Source organism: Puia dinghuensis, assembly GCF_014642875.1.
Classification (GTDB): domain Bacteria; phylum Bacteroidota; class Bacteroidia; order Chitinophagales; family Chitinophagaceae; genus Puia; species Puia dinghuensis.
On record NZ_BMJC01000001.1, the window covers coordinates 1,240,155 to 1,258,967 of the forward strand.

An 18,813-nucleotide genomic window follows, 5' to 3' on the forward strand; every position below is an offset into this window, starting at 1 on the left:
TACATACCAATACGGCCGGTTCCTCGGAGCCGGCCGTTTGCATTATCTTTACCCCATTATGGAATATGCATTAATAACCGGCGCCAGCAAAGGTATCGGCAGGGCGATCGCCCGCGAGCTGGCGGCCCGTGGATTCAATGTCCTGCTTATAGCCCGTTCGGCAGACCTGTTGCAGCAGCTCGCCGCCGAGATCGGCTCGCGGTATACTGTAAAGACCGACTGGCTGGCGCTCGATCTGTCCACCGCCGAAGCTCCACAGAATGTCTATGACTGGTGCCGTGCCCGGGGGTATGCCGTCAGCATCCTCGTCAACAATGCCGGCTATGGTCTCAGCGGATCGTTTGAGAAGTACACCTTGCCCGAACATCTGAATATGATGCAGCTGAATATGTCCACGCTCGTGGGAATGACGCGGCTCTTCCTTCCCGATCTGCACCAACGGCCAAAGGCCTATATCCTCAATATCGCCAGTTCGGCCGCCTATCAGGCGGTACCCAAGCTCACCCTTTACGCCGCCACCAAGGCCTTTGTCCTCGCCTTCAGCCGCGGCCTCCACCAGGAGCTCCACAAAACCACAGTCTCCGTCACCTGTGTCAGTCCTGGCGCCACGGACACCGACTTCCCCAACCGTGCCCAATTGGGCGAAAAAGGCAGGAAGGCCGCCGAAAAGCTCAACATGACACCCGAGACCGTCGCCACCCTCGCCATCAAAGGCATGTTCGCAGGCAAGGCCGAGATCATCACCGGCTTCATCAACAAACTGGGTGCCGCCATGGCCTGGCTCCTCCCCAAATCCGTCGTCGAGCGCACCGCAATGAAAATCTACGAGTAGCCGCCCCCGCCGCATGCCACTCGCCACTCGCCGCATTCCCCTCACCGATGCCGGCCCGCCTCGCCCGCCCCCGCCGTTCGCCCCACCCGGCTCCGCCACGTGCACTCGCCCCTGCCGTCGCCGGCAAATAAAATGCCTTGCATTTTTTCCATTCTGGATTTTGTCCTATATTTGCAGCCCCTTAGCGATTGGGACCCAATCCCTCGCAAGTCCCGGCCCCGTAGCTCAACTGAATAGAGCATTTGACTACGGATCAAAAGGTTTCAGGTTTGAATCCTGACGGGGTCACATAACACACTGATAATAAAGCACTTAGATTAAACATATTCTAGGTGCTTTTTATTTGACTAACTATTTGACTAACACAGACCACCATACGCGAATCTCAATACCATTTGGGTTTCATCGGCAGGCATGACGTCGAAAATAACAAACGTAGTTTCTTCTTTTTACCTTTAGGCTTGCACGATATATGAATATTGATCTCGATTTAAAAGTTAAATTATTCAACGAATACCTCGAAAACGGCGGTATTGAAAAGATCGTATTCCCTGATCTCTTAAAGGATTTGCTGAAGGTCAAATCATTGCCAAACGGAAAGGTCGATCCCAGGACTGTTTCTCCTCTGGTAAATGCCGCCATGCTGGCATAATATAAGTGAACATATTACGGCACCGTTAACATCGAACCAGCAACTATCCGAATATCGGTCGCTCCTGCAAAAAGAAATCTTCTTTGACCAGGAAACCGTCGAAACCAAGGAACATTTCGACGCCATATTAGAAAAAAACAGGTCATTAACTGGCTTTTTATTTCGAGGACTTAACCAAGCTCGATATCGCTTATACAGCTCTCTGCAGCGTACCTGGATCTCGAAAGAATATGTTGAAAAAGGCGTTGACTTTAAGGCCTTTCTCGAATTGATGGTACAAAACGCTCGTACCAATTACGGTGAGATACTTCCCCGATTCATTGAAATTTCCGGTCTCGATCCTCTTAACGATCTGGGGATTTTAAGTTTCCTACAGCATCATGGATGCCCCACTCCATTGTTAGATTGGACGTACAGCTTTACTAACGCCCTCTACTTTGCTACGGAAACGGTCGCGGCTCCGACGACAACCCGGGAAATAGACAAGTATTTTTGCGTCTATTTTATTGATGAGAAAGCGCTTATTAAAGGAGCGTTGGATGATGTCATAGTCCAGTCGCTGGCCAGTGGTCGGGCGAAATTTAAGGAGGGACTTCTTAAGGAAATGGCAGCGAAATTCACCAAAGAACAGATCGATAGTTACTGGCCAGACAGCAGAATAGATTGGTTTTTCTTAAAAACGCAGGGGCCGGGCCTCATTACTCATTTGACGAAAATATCTAACCTGATTGATGCCGATCTTTTGTTCTTCTCCGATTTCAAGGAAGATAGCCAGTTGAAATACTCGCTAAATAACAGTATGAATATTGTCAACCAAAAAGGCGCGTTCACTTGGAACGCTAACCCAACGTTGCCTCTCGAACACGTCGCCAACGAAATCGTCAAGGTTAGCGACCCGAGTATGAACTATCACTTTTGCAACTGCATCAACATCAACAAAAATCTCGCGCCGTATGTGCGAGAAAAGTTGGAATCGCTCGGTGTCACTAAGGATTATATCTATCCAGACCCTCAAAAGATTGCTCGGGATGCTTTCGCCGCGACCGAAGCTCAGCTGATACGGTAACATAAGGGATGGATGAGTAAAAAGCAATGAGCGGCGAAACTATTGAAGACACAATGGATCGAATTGGTCTCAACCTGCACCCTGATTTAGCATGGTTTCGGTGAAAAGGAAGAATATCCGAGAAAAACCGTCCCCCCTCGGGAGAATTCTGTTTTGCCCCAACTTCCTCAAAAATTGGGTTTAAATACGGGAGTACCAAAGCCTGATTTTTCGTTTCTTTATAGACAATGGGCCGGGGCCCATCGCACCATTTTTCGAAAACCATTAATCAGCTTGAGTGGCAGAATTCAATTTTATCCTGGAAAATGAGCTCAACGGTTTAAAACCTGGATTAATGACCTTCCGGACGACACCAATCTTATCAGAGAGTATATAAATAAAATTAAAGAAAATAGTGTCCTTGAAAAATTGCCGGCAAAGGGGATCAGGTTTTATCTGTCTACCGGTATCGGGTCCATTCTTAGTGCGATCAAGCCCGAAATCGGCATTCCACTCACCATTGGAATAAATGGGTTTGATTCTCTCCTACTAGATAAACTGACCAACCATTGGTCGCCGAATCAATTTATTGAAAATGAATTACGCCCTTTAGTAAAGGCCAGCGATAAAATTTGATCCGCCTGGCTTTCTCTGAATATTTCTCGCCATTTTACGGACTCCCCTGCCAGCTCTATTTCTTTACGCGATGGTCATTATCGACCTTTAGGATTCGTTCCTGAATGATTTGACTTTGCGGGTATATATCGGCCAGTAGGGTGAAGAAGATCTTTTCCACCATATCCCTATACGCAATACAATTGTCGATCGTCACGCTACCAGAACCATAAGGTTGATGCTCCACGGGTTGACTTGGAAGGATTTTATCGTATACCCTAGCTACTCGAATGAAGGTTATAGCTGCAATATGGCAATTCACCCAAATACTGTTGATAAATATTTGGAATTCAAGAAAGTCATTCGCTTCAAACTACAAAATAAGGTTGGTAATTATTGGACTATTTCGACAGGCCAATATGGGGAAGTTAAAAACACCAACATAGAATGGAAGACCGCTGCGCCCGGAGAGCTCGATTTCTCAAAGTTGCGGGCATAAAACTACTGTCTTTATATTTTGCTTACGATCACTTATCGGGAAGCAACACCTGAAGAGTTTTTTAAAGATACACCTTCATTGCTTTAAAAATATAGGTCTTGGGCGAAGCCTCGAGGATCGGGAGTCTAGTTAGTGGCGTACAAAGGTTGCTGACAAATTCTTCTCTGCATCGAGGACAGATTTTATTTAAAGATTCGGCTGTCGAAAGGAAACTTTTTGGTGTCGACAATATGAATACGTCGGAAATCTGGATGAAATGGATTTATAAGAAAATTATAATCTCCCTGTGTAACGGCAGAAGGAACACGCAGAATGGGATATTTATTATCTATGACAAAGCGATCACCAATTACTTGTGTAGATACTGTGTGAGGCCAAGCGTTCCAATCATTGGGAAGATCGGTAGCTGAAAGATTGTAAATATTTGCGTCATCGGGCACAAATATGGTCACCATAACGTAATCATCCGGAATAGTGGCCAGCGTAAAATGCACAACAACTTCGGCCATTGCGAGAGACCGATTTGCTGCTGTATAAATCATTTCGACACCTGGTGAGTTCCAACGGGCACCTTTCAGAGCTGCGCCTATGCCTGACAAAGTGCCAGCAAATTTTTCTCGGGAGAGACGATAAATTTCCATCAGGCTAGGATTCCGTAGTTTATGCGGGTGAGCTCTCCAATGACCATTTCCTTGCCATAAGAATCTTTCAATAATTCGATGGGTTTGAGTTTACCAAGAGCAAAGTTGGGAGTGCTGAGCCACAACTTAAATTTATCAATATTGCCAAAAACATCCAGGCCAATATTTGTGACCTCAGCCATTTCTATGATCTTCTCAGATTGAAGTCTCCCAAAATGCTTTTCTAATTGCTTGTAGCGTTGGATGGATTTAGTTGAAAGATCAAGTATTTTTGTCCAATCATTTTCATCAAGCGGAGTATAATCTTGAATGATGTTAAATAGCGAATAAGGAACCCCTTTCTCGATTAGGAAGATAATCGCTAATTTATTTGCCAGGAAAGCATCAAAGGTGCAATGACTAATGAAGACATTGAAAACTTGCCCTTCATTTTTCCATCCCTTGAAAATGGAACATATTTCGTTATCAAGCTTCTTGGTTATTTTTGAATTTGTGCCTACCATTTTACGGACATTTGTCCATAAATTTAAGACATTTTTCCAAACTGACAATATTTTTTATAGTTAAAGATATCTAATTTATTATTTTTCAATGACCGTTGTACTCAATAGGCTGTCTCTCTAAAGTGTAAAAATCCACAATGGCGATTGCAATTCTCCCGAATTCGCGGAATTATGAAGTTCTAAATAGATTAGAAATTAGATAGGTACTTTAACTCGTTCCATAGCCGGTTTGAAATCTGTCCAATCCGGGTCACAAAGTCTACCAGCCGAAAGTCTGGCCTGCTTTTCTGTTTTGGAGCAAGGTGAGATTGCTCACCATAGCGGAAAAACAGAAAAGCCGCGGGCCGCGATAGCGGACTGGGCGGCCTTGGGTAAGGTCCCTCGCAGGGTTCAGGAGATCAGCGGAGGCGGCGATAAGCGCCGAAGCTAATCCCGCCCGGGTCGCTAATCTCCCCACAATTAAAAAACCCGCTCTGGTAGCGGGCTTCTTGTTTGAGCACCTTGTGTCCGTTCGATATGCTTTTGATAAAATAACTCTTACGGTATAAGCGCTTGCTAGGGATGGGAATATAGTTTATACACAAGAGTGCCGGAAGGCGGCTGACCCGGATCACCGCCGGTATACCCTAAAGAGATAAGCGTCCCGTTCACTGGGTTGGTGTCTCCACCAGTCACGAATTCCGCATTCACCAGCGTGCTCCAGGCGACGAACTGTCCGTCAGGCGTGTACCAGGCATAGTTCAGGATGTTCGCCTTTGTGTTCCTTTCCGGCTTGGCAATGAATGAGCCGAACAATAATACCGCCGCCAGCAATGGCAGCAAGATAAGGGCTTTGACCTTTTTCATTTGACATGTTTAATGATTAAAAAAGAGGTGAACGCAGGCAAGATGCGTTTTTCCAATGCATCGGGGGCGCAGTTGCACCCCGGATTCGCCTACCACTCACATATATCCGGCCTAAAGACGAATCGCCAAAACACAAAGCCGGCCAAAATTCCAAGTAAAAAATACACGATCAGCCTCAACCATGAGCGATGTTTATCCATAGTGCCAAAATGATGAAATCGAAATACGATCGTGTGGGTGCGACAGGAAATTTGAGATATACCGGCCCGATCCGGTTGAGGCGCAAAGATATTAAATACCTTAAAGTGCAACTGAGTATTCCAGGAAAATATTCACGAATAGACCCTGGGGTTATGTCCCCCGTCCTGTCGTCAGTTTACAGCGCTTTGCCTGTCGAAACCAACCGTATCCCTGTATAATTGCGGCGAAACATCGGTATTGGTTTTGAAAAACCGGCTGAAATAATATTCATCCTCGTAGCCCAATTCATATGCAATCTGCTTCACTGGCTTGTTGGTGAGGTATAATTCCCTTTTTGCCTCAATAATAATTCTTTCGGAGATCAATGCCGACAAGGTTTTGTTCAGGTGGGCCTTTGTGATCTTCGCCAGGGATTTGGGTGAAATATTCAGCATCTCCGCATAGTCACTCACGGCATGTTTTGCTTTATAGTTCTCTTCGATGGCATCCTTCAATGATTGAAGGACCAGGGGCTGCTTTGCTTTTGCAACAACCAGGTCTGTTCCCTGCTGTTGTTTGGCCTTCACGCGGGAAGCGGTGATCAGGAATATTTTCAGATAGGAAATGAGAAGTTCATATTGAGCCAAAGCCACATTTTGCATTTCGGTCTTCATTTGCCCGATGAGCATCTCAAACATCGCGGCAGTGTTGTCGTCAATCCAAATAAAAGGTGGCTGGTAAATATTATTGAACAATACTCCATTACACGCGACTTCCTGGTGATGCTTGTGGATACAGAAAAAGTCCGGGTGAAATTGTATCACCACCCCGTTTATGGTGCTCGCGGACGACAACATAAAAGGCTGGTAGGGGGAAAAGGAAAGCAAATAATTGTCCTTAAGATCATACTCGGAAAAATCCGCTCTCAACCGCCCCACCCCTATCTTCACCCATATAAGCGAATAGTAATTGTTCCGCTGAATGTGGTCAAAGAAACTATTGTCTGTAAATGTGTGAATTTTAAAGGCAAGGTTCCCATTCTGCGGGTTTACCAGAGTTGCTGTATTCGGATCGCTCATGTCAATTTCCTTTCTTTTTCCGTTATGGGCAGATCATTTATGCTCGCAAAACGTTTTTTCATCAGGCCATTCTCATCGAACTCCCATAATTCATTGCCGTAGCTCCTATACCATTGGCCCTTGTGATCATGCCATTCGTACTCGAATCGGACGGCCATCCTGTTATCCCTAAACCCCCAGAGTTCCTTTTTAAGTTTGTAATCCAGCTCTTTCTGCCATTTCCTTCTCAGGAAATCTTTTATTTCTTCTCTTCCGTTGAGAAACTCCGTCCGGTTTCTCCACTCCGTGTCGGTGGTATAGGCCAGGCAAACCTTTTCGGGGTCTTTGGTATTCCAGGCATCTTCAGCCATTTGCACTTTCTGCAGCGCCGTTTCCAGTGTAAACGGCGGCAGCGGGTATTTTTTTTCTTCCATATATCAATTTTTTGTCTCCCTTTTTCAAAGGTAAGGCAGGGCAAGCAATCCAATGCCTTGCCCTGCTGTATCAGCTCAAATCGCTTTTGCAACCGGAAAATCGATTTCCACCTTGGTGATGCCATGCAGATAATTCATTGCGGACTTCTCCGCAACCAGCATTACCAGCTCTACAACCTGTCCCTTGTCATAACCCGCATTAAAAAAGGATGTTAACGTGTCATCTAACACAAAACCTCTCTTCTCTGTAATTTCCTTTGCCAGCTTTACCAAAGCATTCAATTTATTGTCGAATGAGGCGCTGCCTTTCCTGATCTCGATGGTCTGCGCCTCGGTCAAGCCATTCATGGTGCCCAATAGCGTGTGCGCGCTCAGGCAATATAAACAATTGTTTACCTGGCTCACCACCAGGTTCACCGCCTGCTTTTCCTTGTTGGAAAAACGTGTTTTCGCCCCTTGGAAGGCGAGGTAATTGCCCAGGGCATTTTCCGATAGTGCCATCACCGCATACAGATTGGGAACCATACCCAGTCCCTTTTTGAGATTGTCAAACAGCGTTTGATTGTTCGCGGATACTTCGTCCCTGCCGGGAACTTTAAACTGTGTCATTGCTTACTGATTTAATTTACTGTTTATACCGTTATCGATACAGCAAAGATGCGAAGACTGACACCGGATAAAAATGGATATATGCCGTAAGGTAATGGACAATTTTCCCTCCCCTTAATCACCAAATTAAGTTTTTTGCAGCTTTCCATACTAATTTCATTCCTCGATCCGTTGTTACGGTACCAATATTCAATCATGAAAAACAAGATCCTCTACCTGGTCGATCGGCTTACCGATATTTATTATAAGTTGTTCAAAGAAGTACTCCAATAATAAAACCCCCGACACTTGGTCGGGGGTTGATCAACGCCTATCTATAGATCAATGCCGGCCTGTCATGCAGCCATGCTCTGATTTTATCTCCTATCCTGTCCACACTGTAATAGACCATCGGCACCACAAATACCGTAAGACAGAGGCTGGAAGAAAGCCCGCCAATGATCACCCAGGCCAGGCCGCTCTTCCATTCGCTGCCCGCCGCAGTAGACATAGCTATCGGAAGCATGCCGATCACCATCGCCAGAGTGGTCATCAGGATAGGGCGAAGCCTTTCCTGTCCGGCGGCTATCAATGCCTTCCAGGTACTGTCGCCATGTTCCTTCCGGTGGTTGGCAAAGTCGACGATGAGGATAGCATTCTTGGCCACCAGGCCCAGTAGCATGATCATCCCTAGGATGGTGAAGATGCTCATGGACGATTTCGTAAGCGCCAGGGCCAGGAATACCCCGATAAAGGCCACCGGGATAGAGAACAGGACCACGAACGGATACACGAAATTATTGTACAAGGCTACCATCACCAGGTACATCAGCAGCACCGCCGCAATGATGGCCATCCCCATTGCACTGAAAGAATCGCCCTGCCGTTCGATATCACCACTCCAGCGCAGATCGATGCCGGCTGGCAAGGGCTTCGCGAGAAGGGATTTTTTAATTTCATCTGCCACCACGCCAGAGGTGATCCCCAGCACATTGCTTTTTACCGTAACCGAGGTGCGCCGGTCTTTACGTTCCAGTACACTGGGTCCGCTTCCTTGTACTACATCGGAAAATTGCGAAAGCTTTATCAGCTGTCCTGTCGCATTGACAAACGAGATATTCTTTACATCATCCACGCTGTGCTTGTCGAAGTCGTCAAATTTCACCCTGATATCGTATTCATTCGTTCCCACGCGGTACTTGGCATCGTCATTGCCCGCATAAGCGTTTTTCATAACAGAACCTACCTCATTGATCGTAAGTCCCAGTTGACTCATCTTTTCCCGGTCGATATTTACCTCCACTTCCGGGTTGCCTTCTTCCACGCTGAGGATGACATTTATGGCGCCGGGTATGGCCTGGATGCGTCGTTTCAGGTCGTTTGCGGCGGCCATCAATTCGGTGGAGTTCTCTCCATTCAGTACTATTTGAATGGGCTCGCCGGTGTTGATCATGTTGACCATGGTGGGGCTTACCTTTACCCCCGCAAAATGCTGCGCCACATCCTGTCCTTTCTGCAGCATCAGCTTTTCGGTCGGAAGCCGCCGGTCTTTTTTGTCTACCAGGGTGACGGTGAGCTCGGATTTATAATCAGAACCTACACCGGCTACTATCGCAGAAGTGCTCGCCCCTGCCACATTGCTGAAAACAGTGGTAACATCGGGCTGTTGCCGTAAATAGTCCTCGATCTCCCTGGTGCGTAGATTATTTTGCAATACGGTGGTGTTCTTGTCATATTCCAAAGCGAGCCTGAATTGCCCTTTATCAGTCTCCGTTACGAACTCATTCCCAATGACACCCAGTTTCATTATACCTGCTACCATGGCAAAAAGCAGCAGGACCCCGACCGTCATGATCACCTTATGACGCAGTACCCAGGCAAGCGCCCCGGCATACCACCGGGTAAGCCCGCTGATCAATTTTTCAAACACGATCAGGGGCCTGTGCTGTATCTTTCTGTTATCCAGATGACTCAACTTGCCAAAACGGGATGCCAGCCAGGGCGTGAGCGTATAACAGACAAACAGGCTCAATAAAGTGGCTACCACAATGGTGGAGGAATAGGCCCGCAGGATCGAGCCGATGCTGTTTTGTATCAGCATCAGCGGACCAAACACTACCACATCCACCATCGTGATCGCCACAGCGGAGAAGCCTATCTCCTTACGTCCATCGAGGGCTGCGGTTCGTTTATCCTTGCCCATGCCAAGATGCCGGTGGATATTTTCCAATACCACAATGCTGTCATCCACCAATATCCCAATGACCAGCGAAAGTCCCAGCAGGGTCATGAGATTAAGCGTGTACCCAAACAGATACAGGGCAATAAAGGTCGAGATCAGCGAAGCAGGGATGGCGACCAGCACGATCAGCGAATCACGGATACTGTGTAGGAACAGCAGCATGATGATAGCCACCAGGATCACGGCCAGCATCAGGTCGTCCACCACGCCGTTGGCAGCTTCCAGCGTATAGTCGGCCGTATCATCGGCAATGGTAAATTTGACGCCGTCTCCGGCATATCTCTTCTCCAGCGCCGTGATCCTTTCCTTCACCTGTTTGCTGATGGCCACGGCATTGGCATCGCCCTGTTTCTTTATCAGCATACCGATGCCGTTTTGTCCGTTGTACCGGAAAACCGTCGACACATCCTTAGTCACATCTGCAACCGTAGCTACATCGCTAAGCCTGATCGGGCTGCCGGCAACGGGAAGGCCGACCACCAGGTTGTTCAGCTGTTCAACCGAACTGTATTTGCCCGAAAGCCGAACCGTCATTTGTCCCAGCGTCTCCGACTTTACCTTTCCGGCGGGGAATTCCTGGTTGCCATTGGCTATTGCCTGGGTAACATTCAGGATGGACAGTTTATAATAATCCAGTTTCTCCTTGTCGATGTTCACCTGTATCTCCCGTTCCTGTCCGCCGATGAGGGAGATCTCGCCGATGCCCTGCACCTGCTGGAGCAGCGGGTCGATCTGGTTCCGGATAAGATCATAAAAAGCTGCGTTGTCCAGGTTGGAAACGGCCATCAGCTGCATAATAGGCTGGTCGCTGGGCGACACCTTGGAAATGCCGGGTGATTTTACATCCGTGGGCATATCGCCCAGGATATTGTTTATCTTTCGTTGTACTTCCTGCTGTTTCAGGTCGATATCAGTACCTGTGTTGAATTCGGCAGTAATGATGGACACTCCTTCCAGTGATTGGGAAGTGATGGTCTTTATGGCATCTATCGAGCTAAGCTGGTCTTCTATCTTCTTTGTCACCGTTTGCTCCACGTTGGCGGGCGCCGCCCCCGGATAATTGGTAGTGATCACCAGTGTAGGTTGTGAGATATCTGGCAAGAGCTCGTAGCTGAGCCTGGTGTAGCAAAACAAACCGGCGCCTATCAGGACAGTAAATATTACGATGATGAGGGAGGGCCGCTTTATGGCTATTTCTGTTATTGACATGATGATCGATTTTATTTGATACTGACTTTTGTTCCATCCGTAAGGTTGACCAGGCCGCTGGAAACGACCACTTCCCCCGAATGCAAGCCCTTCGCTACTTCGATACTTGTAGCATTACCTGCGCCCGTCTCTATATCCCTGACCCTTGCTGCTCCGTTCTCCACAACGTATACCTGTGGATGCCGGGCAGAGCCGATCAAGGCCGATCTCGGGATGCAGATCGCCTGATGCGCCGATGTATTGCCAATCGTGACATTGCCATACATGCCTGCTTTCAGCGGGTGTTGGGTGTTGTTTGGTACCAGTACCTTTATGGTGTAGTTGTGCGAAGCGTCGGCTTTGCTTGCGATCATCCAGACGGTGCCGGTGAAGGACGATCCCGGATATACGTCGGTGTTGACCGTGATGGGCATCCCATTCTTAAATTGGGCGACATATCGCTCAGGAACACTTACCTCCAGTTTGAGGGAGCTGATATCCGTCAGCGTTGCGAGGGGAGTACCCGGAGATACCACGGCTCCCAGGTCGAAATTGCGTGCTGTGATCACGCCGGAAAAAGGGGCGGAGATGGTGTACTGGCCGATCTGTTTCTTCAATTGTTCTATCTGTGCCTGGCTGGTCAATAGCTGGGTACGGGCATTGTCCATTTGCAGCTGCGACACGCCGTTGGGCGCCTGCTCATATCTTTTCAGTGTACCGGCCGCATTATCCAGGCTGGCGGTTGCGGAATGCAATTGGGCCAGCAGGACTCCGTCATCCAGTTTGGCCACCAGGCTTCCCTGCCCCACCTGGTTGCCTTCCTGCACCCCGACGGTTATCACCTTTCCCGAAGTTTCGGACGCAATGGAAACTTCGCGATTGGCTGCGAACGATCCTAAGAACTGCGTAGCCTTGCTAAAGGGGCTTTCCTTCACCGTATCGGCCTGTACTGTGGCCGCAAGATCGAGGTCTGGGTGATAAACCCTCGCCTCTACATCCTTTTTATTGGAGTTCAGTTTAAAGGCTGCCAGCGCCGCTATGCCGGCTACCGCGAAGACGATGATCATGTATCGAATTGTCTTTTTCATATATTAGTTGTTTATGAGTGTACCATTTGCTTTCTTAAGATTCAGCTCTGCCTGTTTTATATTGATCAGGGCAGTGATGTAGTTATTTTGTGCGGTTTCCAGTTCCGATTGCGAATTGATCGCATCCGTGAGTTTTACCAGCCCGCTTTTATACTGGGTATCGATGTCGGTCAATACCTTTTGTGCTAATGAGAGATTGCGTTTTTGACTCTGCAGGGTGATATAATTGCTTTCCAGGTCGGCGTAGGCATCTGCCACGTCCTTTCTGTTCTGCTGCAGCGTTTGTTCGGCCTGTACATCGTATTTGCGGATGGTGATCTCTTGTTGTCTGATCTGGTATTTTTTGCGGAAGCCATCGAAGATGGGAATGCTTAAGCTAAGACTGACATAGGACGAAGGATACCAGGTATTGTTCAGATTTTTAAAGGGATCGGCATTGGAGTTATAGCCCGCTATACCATAATTCGCGTTGAGTGAGAGGGACGGCAGATAGCCGGCTTTTATGTTGCGGCGCTGCAGGTCGGCAACCTTCTTATTTTCCAGGATCAGTCTGTAGTTTGTTTTTTGGGTGAGGTCGACATCCGTCTTTTGCCGGCCCGGGGCAGCCACTTCTTCGTCATAGTCATCCTGCACTACGACCATATCACTTTCCAATGGGACGTTCATCAGCAGCTTGAGTAAATTGTACTGTTTTTCCAGGCTGTTGACGGTATTCTGCAAAGTGGCCTTGGTATTGTCGCGCTGGACCGTAAGCCTGTCGACATCGGTTTGCGTGGCGAGGCCCGCCCGCAACTGGTCACTGGTGACGGTTAAAAGGACCTCGTCGTTGGCAAGGTTTTGCCGGGCGAGCGCCTGTTGTTTCAGAATGGATTGGATGTTGTAGTAGGTAGCCGAAACATTATATACCAGATCCTCTTTGCTGCCGCGGATTTGTAGCTCGTCGAGACCCACAGCCACTTTAGCAGCTTTCAAGGCAATGAGGGAGGAAGCATTGAAAAGCGTTTGATTCAATTGTACGCCCAGGGATTTGCTCTGGGGAGTGCTCAAAGATGCAGCTTCGTATTTTCCGGCCGGTCCACCGAAGACATTGGCAGGGATCAACTGCTTTTGCAGCTTAAAATAATACTGATAGCTGCCGCTTGCGTTGACGGAAGGCAGCAGGCTGCTGTATGCCTCCCCGATGCCGGCCTGGGTCTTGGCGAGGTCATAGTTGTCGCTTTTCAGCTGCAGGCTTTTTTGGAGGGCCGTGTCGATACACTCCTGCAGGGTGTATGGCCGCTGGGCTATGCTGTGGAAGGCAGCGGCCCAGCCGAGAAGGAACAGAAGGGATGCTTTTTTCATTTTTGTTTTATAGTTATGTTTAACAATTTTGTTAGATTAGGGGCAAAAAAAATGTGGTTTTACAGGTCCAGAAAAATCAGCTTCATGATCACCGCCTTTCTTTCACTAATGAATTTCACATAGCCTTCTTCTGACAATTCGATCGCATTCTTCACGATCGGCTTTGCCAGGAAGGGGAAGGAGCACAAGGAGATGAGGTTCACAATAAAGTGTTCTGCCTCAATCGGTTTCATCGTTCCGGCTGCTACTTCTTCGGCAATATATTCCTTCAGCATCATTCTTCGGGCCCTCGCCTCTTCCGGCAAGCGGGCATGCTTCAGGTGGGGATCCTGGTTCAGTTCCGCCACGAGGAACAGTTCAAGAAAGGGATGTTCCAAGGACTTTTTAAGCAGGAAGTCGATGACGCTTTCCACTAATTTTCTGAATGTCAAATTCTCTTGTGAAACAACCACCGTCAACTTCGCATGGAATTCCGCCATGGCCTCTTCGAATACCTTGTCGAAAAGTATCTTGCGGCTACGGTAGTAATAGTGTATTGAAGCCCTGTTGATCCCCGCGGCATCGGCAATATCCTGAGTGGTAGCATGCAACTTGCCTTCAACAAAAAAGATCCTTTTGGCTGTATCTTTTATAAGTCTCTCAACATCAGTTGATAATGTTTCCATCCTCTCGCGTTTAACAATTTTGTTCAACACAAAAGTATAACATATTTTGAATCGGGCAAATTTTTTTTGAAGGGACACCTCACCCCGGCCGTTTCACCACGGCCTTTCGAAACTTTCCTTATTGAAATCCTTATTGGTTTCCTTGAACAGGCTATTCGAGGTATTTTTTAGATGTAACTGATTCTTCTCACCGAATATTTTCGACAGAAAGGCAATAGGCGTCAGAAAAACAAAGAAGATCACCGATAATAGAATATTCGGAACGACAAGACTCAGCAGCCAGGTCAGCTTCATCCAAACTATCTCGATCTTTTTGGACAAGCCGTCCCATAACAGTCCTATAAGCCCGATAACTACGGAAACTTTAATGATCCATACTTTTTTGGTCATAAAGTAAATGAGCAGGGTGCCCACTACAATGGCTAACATTGTTTTGGCGGTCTCGGTCTTGCGCGGTGTCATTTTGTATGGTTAAAACAAACTATAAATAAAGGGAGCGAGAGCGCTGGTGCCTCCAAAAACGATCAACAGACCGATCAATACCAGGATTATTACCATTGGCAATAGCCAATACTTTTTTTTAGCCTTCATAAAAAGCCAAAGATCCTTTAGGTACTCCATGATTGATTTATTGTTTAGTTAGGAAATGAGAAATAATATAATTCACATAGTATTGGTTGAAATATTTTGACGGATGGATATCATATCTCATAGAAATATGGTATTTGGCCGGGTTTTGACAGTAATCGCCGGGTACAGGGACATTGATTATTTTAATGTTTCTATCGACATACCTTACCCACGCAGTGTCATTCGAAAATACAGGGTACAAACCAACCACGAACTGATTCCGGGGAAATAGCTCCCGATATTTGGACGCGGTGTAATTGATGATAGCTGCAAAACGCCTGTAAAAGCTCTCCGACCTGGGATACGATCGTTGAACATTGAAATATTTCAACAATTCGCTTTTGTCTGAATAGCTGTTAATGGCAAAGACGATCCCACTTCTTTTTTTGACGATTATTTTATTGTTTTGGATATAGACATCCGGAGAGCTGCTGCCATATGTCAAATACCTGCTTCCGCCATAGACCCGGTTCAGATGATCATCTATATAAGTATATAAGGCGAATCCGGAATCCTGCTTTATCGAGGTTTTATTGATGATAGCTGTGCCAGGTTGGAAGAATAAGGCAAATTGATGCGGACCGCCACCAATAATTCCATAGTTATACGTGTTGTATCCTTGTAAAGCACTATCAAGATCATAGGAAATGGTTTCATGATACGGAAGTCCTTCACCAAAAGTAAACGAACAGCCCAATAGCACTATGTGTTTATTTCCAGGTTTCCCCGTGTCATGGGCGTTATCGATCCTCCTCCCCCAGTTATCGGTAGAATAGGTCACCTTGTATAAAGTGTCACGATCGACCACCTTTGCAGATATTTCGTTATCCATGTCGGGCTTAGTCTTAAACCCAAGTAAGCTATCGAAGGCAGCCGTTGAGTTCCCGATCTCGATGCTATGCTTCGCCTTTGCCATATTTAATCTCCCCGCAATAAATTCAAAACAAAGACAAATGATAAGGAAACAACGTATGCCATAAAACAGATAGCTATTCTGAATTAAAAGCAAGATTTGAATGACGTAAGAGATGAGCAACAGCAGCAACAGGTTACGGAAAAAAGGGCCGCCGGTTCCTCTAAAGGCTGAAAAGACGAACAACACCGATACCAGAATGACGAACAGGCCTTTTTTCCGCAGTACTTTTATTAGGGAATCAGCGTACGAATTAAGGTTGGTCATGCTAGTCTTTTTTGAACGTTAAAGACCATTTTTTCCTGTTTTCCCAATCCGCCTGCTCCGTCTTGCAATAAAGGTAATTATTTATGACAAGGTAATCCATTTCTGTACTCATAAAGCAGCGATAAGCATCGAAGGGGGTGCAGACAACCGGTTCGCCTCTGACATTAAAGCTTGTATTTACCAGCAGGCCGTAACCGGTTTGCTTCTTGAATTCATTCAGCAACAGCCAATAACGTTCATTAGTATGCTTGTGGACACTTTGTATGCGGGCGGAAAAATCCAAATGGGTTACTGATTGTATGTCGCTTCTTTTGTAGTAAAGCTTTTCCCAAAGGGGAAGCTCATAATAATTATCGGGCAGTTGATTTCTCCTGTTCTCTTTTACCGGGGCAACGACCAGCATATAAGGAGAATCAGTATCCAGATCAAAATATTGTGCAACATCTTCTGCCAGCACCGAAGGCGCAAATGGCCTGAATCCTTCACGATATTTGATCTTGAGATTTAGCTTTTTCTGCATTTCGGGATTCCGGGCATCTCCCAGAATGCTTCTATTGCCCAGCGCCCTTGGTCCAAATTCCATTCTTCCCTGGAACCAGCCAACTACATTGCCCGCGGCGATCTTTGAGGCGACGAAGCTTGCCAATTCATCGAAATCAGCATATTCCTTGCAAACTGCTTTGGTCTTCCGGTTCATTAGCCCTACTTCCTTACCCGAATACTCCGGGCCCAGATACGAACCCGACATGGAATCGTTCTTTCCATCTGCATCCCTTTTTTCATCGAAGTACATATAATTGACAGCCAATGCTGCTCCCAGGGCGCCGCCCGCATCGCCGGCCGCCGGTTGGATAAAAATATCCCGGAAGATATTTTCCCTTAATAATTTGCCATTTGCAACACAATTCAATGCTACTCCTCCTGCAAGGCATATGTTCTCACATTCGGTGATCTTTTTTGCTTCCCGGGCCATCTTTAGGACTATTTCCTCGGTCACCTGCTGAATGGCAAGCGCAAGATTGCAGTGTTTTTGTTCCAGTTGATCCTCATCGCCTCTTTTTGAAAAGCCGAATAATTTTTTCCACTTTCGATCATGAACCATTTTAAGGCCCGTTGCATAATCGAAATACGATTGATCCAGCCAGATCGAACCATCGTCTTTTATATTAACCAGTTGCTTCTTTATAAGGTGAACGAAACGGGCCGTCTCATCCGAAGCAGAATTACCATAGGGCGCAAGACCCATTAATTTATATTCTCCTGAATTTACGGTAAATCCAAGGTAATAGGTGAATGCGCTATATAAAAGCCCAACGGAATGGGGGAATTCCAATTCTTTCAGAATGCTGATCTTATTTTCCCTTCCAACCCCGATCGACGCAGTACACCATTCGCCAACCCCGTCGATGGTTAATATAGCTGCGTCTTTGAAGGGAGAAACAAAAAAACAGCTTGCTGCATGCGATAGGTGGTGTTCGGAGAATAATAGCTTGAGCTTTGTCGTATCGAAAGGACCAACCTCCTTCAGACTTTTGTAGATAAGTCTTTTTAGAAACAATTTTTCATCTAACCACACCGGCATCGACTTTAAGAAAGAGGAAACCCCTTTTGGCGAAAAGGCATAATAAGTGGATAGTAACCTGTCAAATTTCAACAGCGGCTTGTCATAGAATACAACAGCATCGAGATCATCGAGCTCCAATCCGCCCTCGGCCAGACAATAGTTGATGGCATTGATCGGAAAATCGGGAGTATGTTTATTTCTGGTGAATCGCTCTTCCTGAGCAGCGGCGATGATCTTATTTCCTACAGTGAGTGCAGCGGCCGAATCATGATAGAAGGCCGAAATGCCCAAAGTAATTTTCATTGGCGTCAAGATAAAAGCTATCGTTATAAAAGCAGCTCAAAATAGTTATAAAATTGAAAAAAACCTAAAAAGGTACGGGCCGCATAAGCGGCCCGTATCAGTTACAATATCCGCGGTCGAAAGACCTTCCCATCGGCATCCATAACAGCCTCGATGATATCGCCGGTAAAACTCACCTTATAACCCGGTGGCAGCGTCAGCACATCCAGCACCGAATACCGGAGATTAAATACCTCATAGACATTCATGCCCATCACCTTATCAGGCGTCACCTCTTCCTCCTTTTCCCCAAACCGCCCGATATACCATCCCGTAAACGCTCTGTCGGGCTGCTCCCGCACGAGATGGATATGGTCTTCCTTCAGACAATCTTTCGCAACGACCAGGCTTTCGTTAAACCGGACGTCCACACCCGTGATACCTAATGTTCGCAGCAGCTTCACCTGCCGTGAAAGAACCCGCAACGTGTCATCCACGGTCGGCAGCACTTCATGCAGCGCATCGCCGCGAAAATAGGGCTCGCAAACATACAGTTCCCCATCGTTGCCACGCAACGTCAGCAGCGACCATCCAAACTGGATGGTCGTTCCGTCATGAAGGGCTGGCCCCCTGGCGTTCATCAGTTCCAGCTGGTTCAACAGCTCTTCTGCCTGCGCAGCCAGGTCTTGCCCACATTGGGCTACCACGGTAAATCGGCCGATCGTGCGTTGATACCTCAT

The 18,813-nt window shown here is 47.0% G+C and carries 18 protein-coding genes and 1 tRNA gene; 4 read left to right on the top strand and 15 right to left on the bottom strand.

The features are described from left to right. Positions 1-58 precede the first annotated feature (58 nt). The 4 genes from IEY39_RS04870 (at position 59) to IEY39_RS04885 (ending at position 2,550) form a co-directional block, all read left to right on the top strand. Positions 59-832: an SDR family NAD(P)-dependent oxidoreductase gene (locus tag IEY39_RS04870; RefSeq protein ID WP_188929070.1), complete on the top strand. Its 774-nt coding sequence runs from the start codon at positions 59-61 to the stop codon at positions 830-832. A gap of 214 nt (positions 833-1,046) precedes the next feature. Continuing rightward, a tRNA-Arg gene (locus tag IEY39_RS04875) sits at positions 1,047-1,120 on the top strand. Positions 1,121-1,304: 184 nt separating this feature from the next. Next, positions 1,305-1,484: a hypothetical protein gene (locus IEY39_RS04880; RefSeq protein WP_188929072.1), complete on the top strand. Its 180-nt coding sequence runs from the start codon at positions 1,305-1,307 to the stop codon at positions 1,482-1,484. Continuing rightward, positions 1,465-2,550 carry an FRG domain-containing protein gene (locus IEY39_RS04885; protein WP_188929074.1) on the top strand — a complete coding sequence of 362 codons (1,086 nt, stop codon included), beginning with the start codon at positions 1,465-1,467 and terminating at the stop codon, positions 2,548-2,550. Before IEY39_RS04880 ends, IEY39_RS04885 begins: the two co-directional genes overlap by 20 nt. A gap of 1,275 nt (positions 2,551-3,825) precedes the next feature. Here the strand turns inward: IEY39_RS04885 and IEY39_RS04890 are convergent. From IEY39_RS04890 to IEY39_RS04955, 15 genes are all read right to left on the bottom strand, one after another. Then, entirely contained in the window at positions 3,826-4,284 is a 459-nt protein-coding gene (locus IEY39_RS04890) for an RES family NAD+ phosphorylase (protein ID WP_188929076.1), read from the bottom strand. Further along, the gene (locus IEY39_RS04895; RefSeq protein ID WP_188929078.1) at positions 4,284-4,787 is read right to left on the bottom strand and encodes an Xre family toxin-antitoxin system antitoxin; all 504 of its coding nucleotides are present in this window, start codon (positions 4,785-4,787) and stop codon (positions 4,284-4,286) included. The genes IEY39_RS04890 and IEY39_RS04895 overlap by 1 nt, the downstream gene beginning before the upstream one ends. A 555-nt stretch (positions 4,788-5,342) precedes the next feature. Beyond that, on the bottom strand, positions 5,343-5,633 hold the full coding sequence (locus tag IEY39_RS04900; RefSeq protein WP_188929080.1) for a hypothetical protein: 291 nt from the start codon (positions 5,631-5,633) through the stop codon (positions 5,343-5,345). 371 nt (positions 5,634-6,004) lie between these two features. Beyond that, positions 6,005-6,892: a helix-turn-helix domain-containing protein gene (locus tag IEY39_RS04905; RefSeq protein WP_188929082.1), complete on the bottom strand. Its 888-nt coding sequence runs from the start codon at positions 6,890-6,892 to the stop codon at positions 6,005-6,007. Continuing rightward, positions 6,889-7,305, bottom strand: coding sequence for a nuclear transport factor 2 family protein (locus tag IEY39_RS04910; RefSeq protein WP_188929084.1), 417 nt, complete (start codon positions 7,303-7,305; stop codon positions 6,889-6,891). The genes IEY39_RS04905 and IEY39_RS04910 overlap by 4 nt, the downstream gene beginning before the upstream one ends. Positions 7,306-7,380: 75 nt before the next feature. Then, positions 7,381-7,914, bottom strand: coding sequence for a carboxymuconolactone decarboxylase family protein (locus tag IEY39_RS04915; protein WP_188929086.1), 534 nt, complete (start codon positions 7,912-7,914; stop codon positions 7,381-7,383). 310 nt (positions 7,915-8,224) lie between these two features. Next, positions 8,225-11,344 carry an efflux RND transporter permease subunit gene (locus IEY39_RS04920; RefSeq protein WP_188929088.1) on the bottom strand — a complete coding sequence of 1,040 codons (3,120 nt, stop codon included), beginning with the start codon at positions 11,342-11,344 and terminating at the stop codon, positions 8,225-8,227. A gap of 11 nt (positions 11,345-11,355) precedes the next feature. Next, complete coding sequence (locus IEY39_RS04925; RefSeq protein ID WP_188929090.1) at positions 11,356-12,411, bottom strand: efflux RND transporter periplasmic adaptor subunit; 1,056 nt, start codon at positions 12,409-12,411, stop codon at positions 11,356-11,358. A 3-nt stretch (positions 12,412-12,414) separates the two neighbouring features. Then, complete coding sequence (locus IEY39_RS04930; protein ID WP_188929092.1) at positions 12,415-13,752, bottom strand: TolC family protein; 1,338 nt, start codon at positions 13,750-13,752, stop codon at positions 12,415-12,417. 59 nt (positions 13,753-13,811) lie between these two features. Further along, complete coding sequence (locus tag IEY39_RS04935; RefSeq protein ID WP_188929093.1) at positions 13,812-14,417, bottom strand: TetR/AcrR family transcriptional regulator; 606 nt, start codon at positions 14,415-14,417, stop codon at positions 13,812-13,814. A 93-nt stretch (positions 14,418-14,510) separates the two neighbouring features. After that, positions 14,511-14,879 carry a hypothetical protein gene (locus IEY39_RS04940; protein ID WP_188929095.1) on the bottom strand — a complete coding sequence of 123 codons (369 nt, stop codon included), beginning with the start codon at positions 14,877-14,879 and terminating at the stop codon, positions 14,511-14,513. Positions 14,880-14,888: 9 nt separating this feature from the next. Next, on the bottom strand, positions 14,889-15,038 hold the full coding sequence (locus IEY39_RS30190) for a DUF5989 family protein (protein ID WP_373285416.1): 150 nt from the start codon (positions 15,036-15,038) through the stop codon (positions 14,889-14,891). Positions 15,039-15,045: 7 nt separating this feature from the next. Continuing rightward, complete coding sequence (locus IEY39_RS04945; protein WP_188929097.1) at positions 15,046-16,227, bottom strand: hypothetical protein; 1,182 nt, start codon at positions 16,225-16,227, stop codon at positions 15,046-15,048. 1 nt (position 16,228) lies between these two features. After that, positions 16,229-18,094, bottom strand: a complete 1,866-nt coding sequence (locus tag IEY39_RS04950) for a carbamoyltransferase family protein (protein WP_188929099.1) — start codon at positions 18,092-18,094, stop codon at positions 16,229-16,231. A gap of 101 nt (positions 18,095-18,195) precedes the next feature. Then, positions 18,196-18,813 carry an immunity protein Imm33 domain-containing protein gene (locus IEY39_RS04955; RefSeq protein WP_188929101.1) on the bottom strand — a complete coding sequence of 206 codons (618 nt, stop codon included), beginning with the start codon at positions 18,811-18,813 and terminating at the stop codon, positions 18,196-18,198.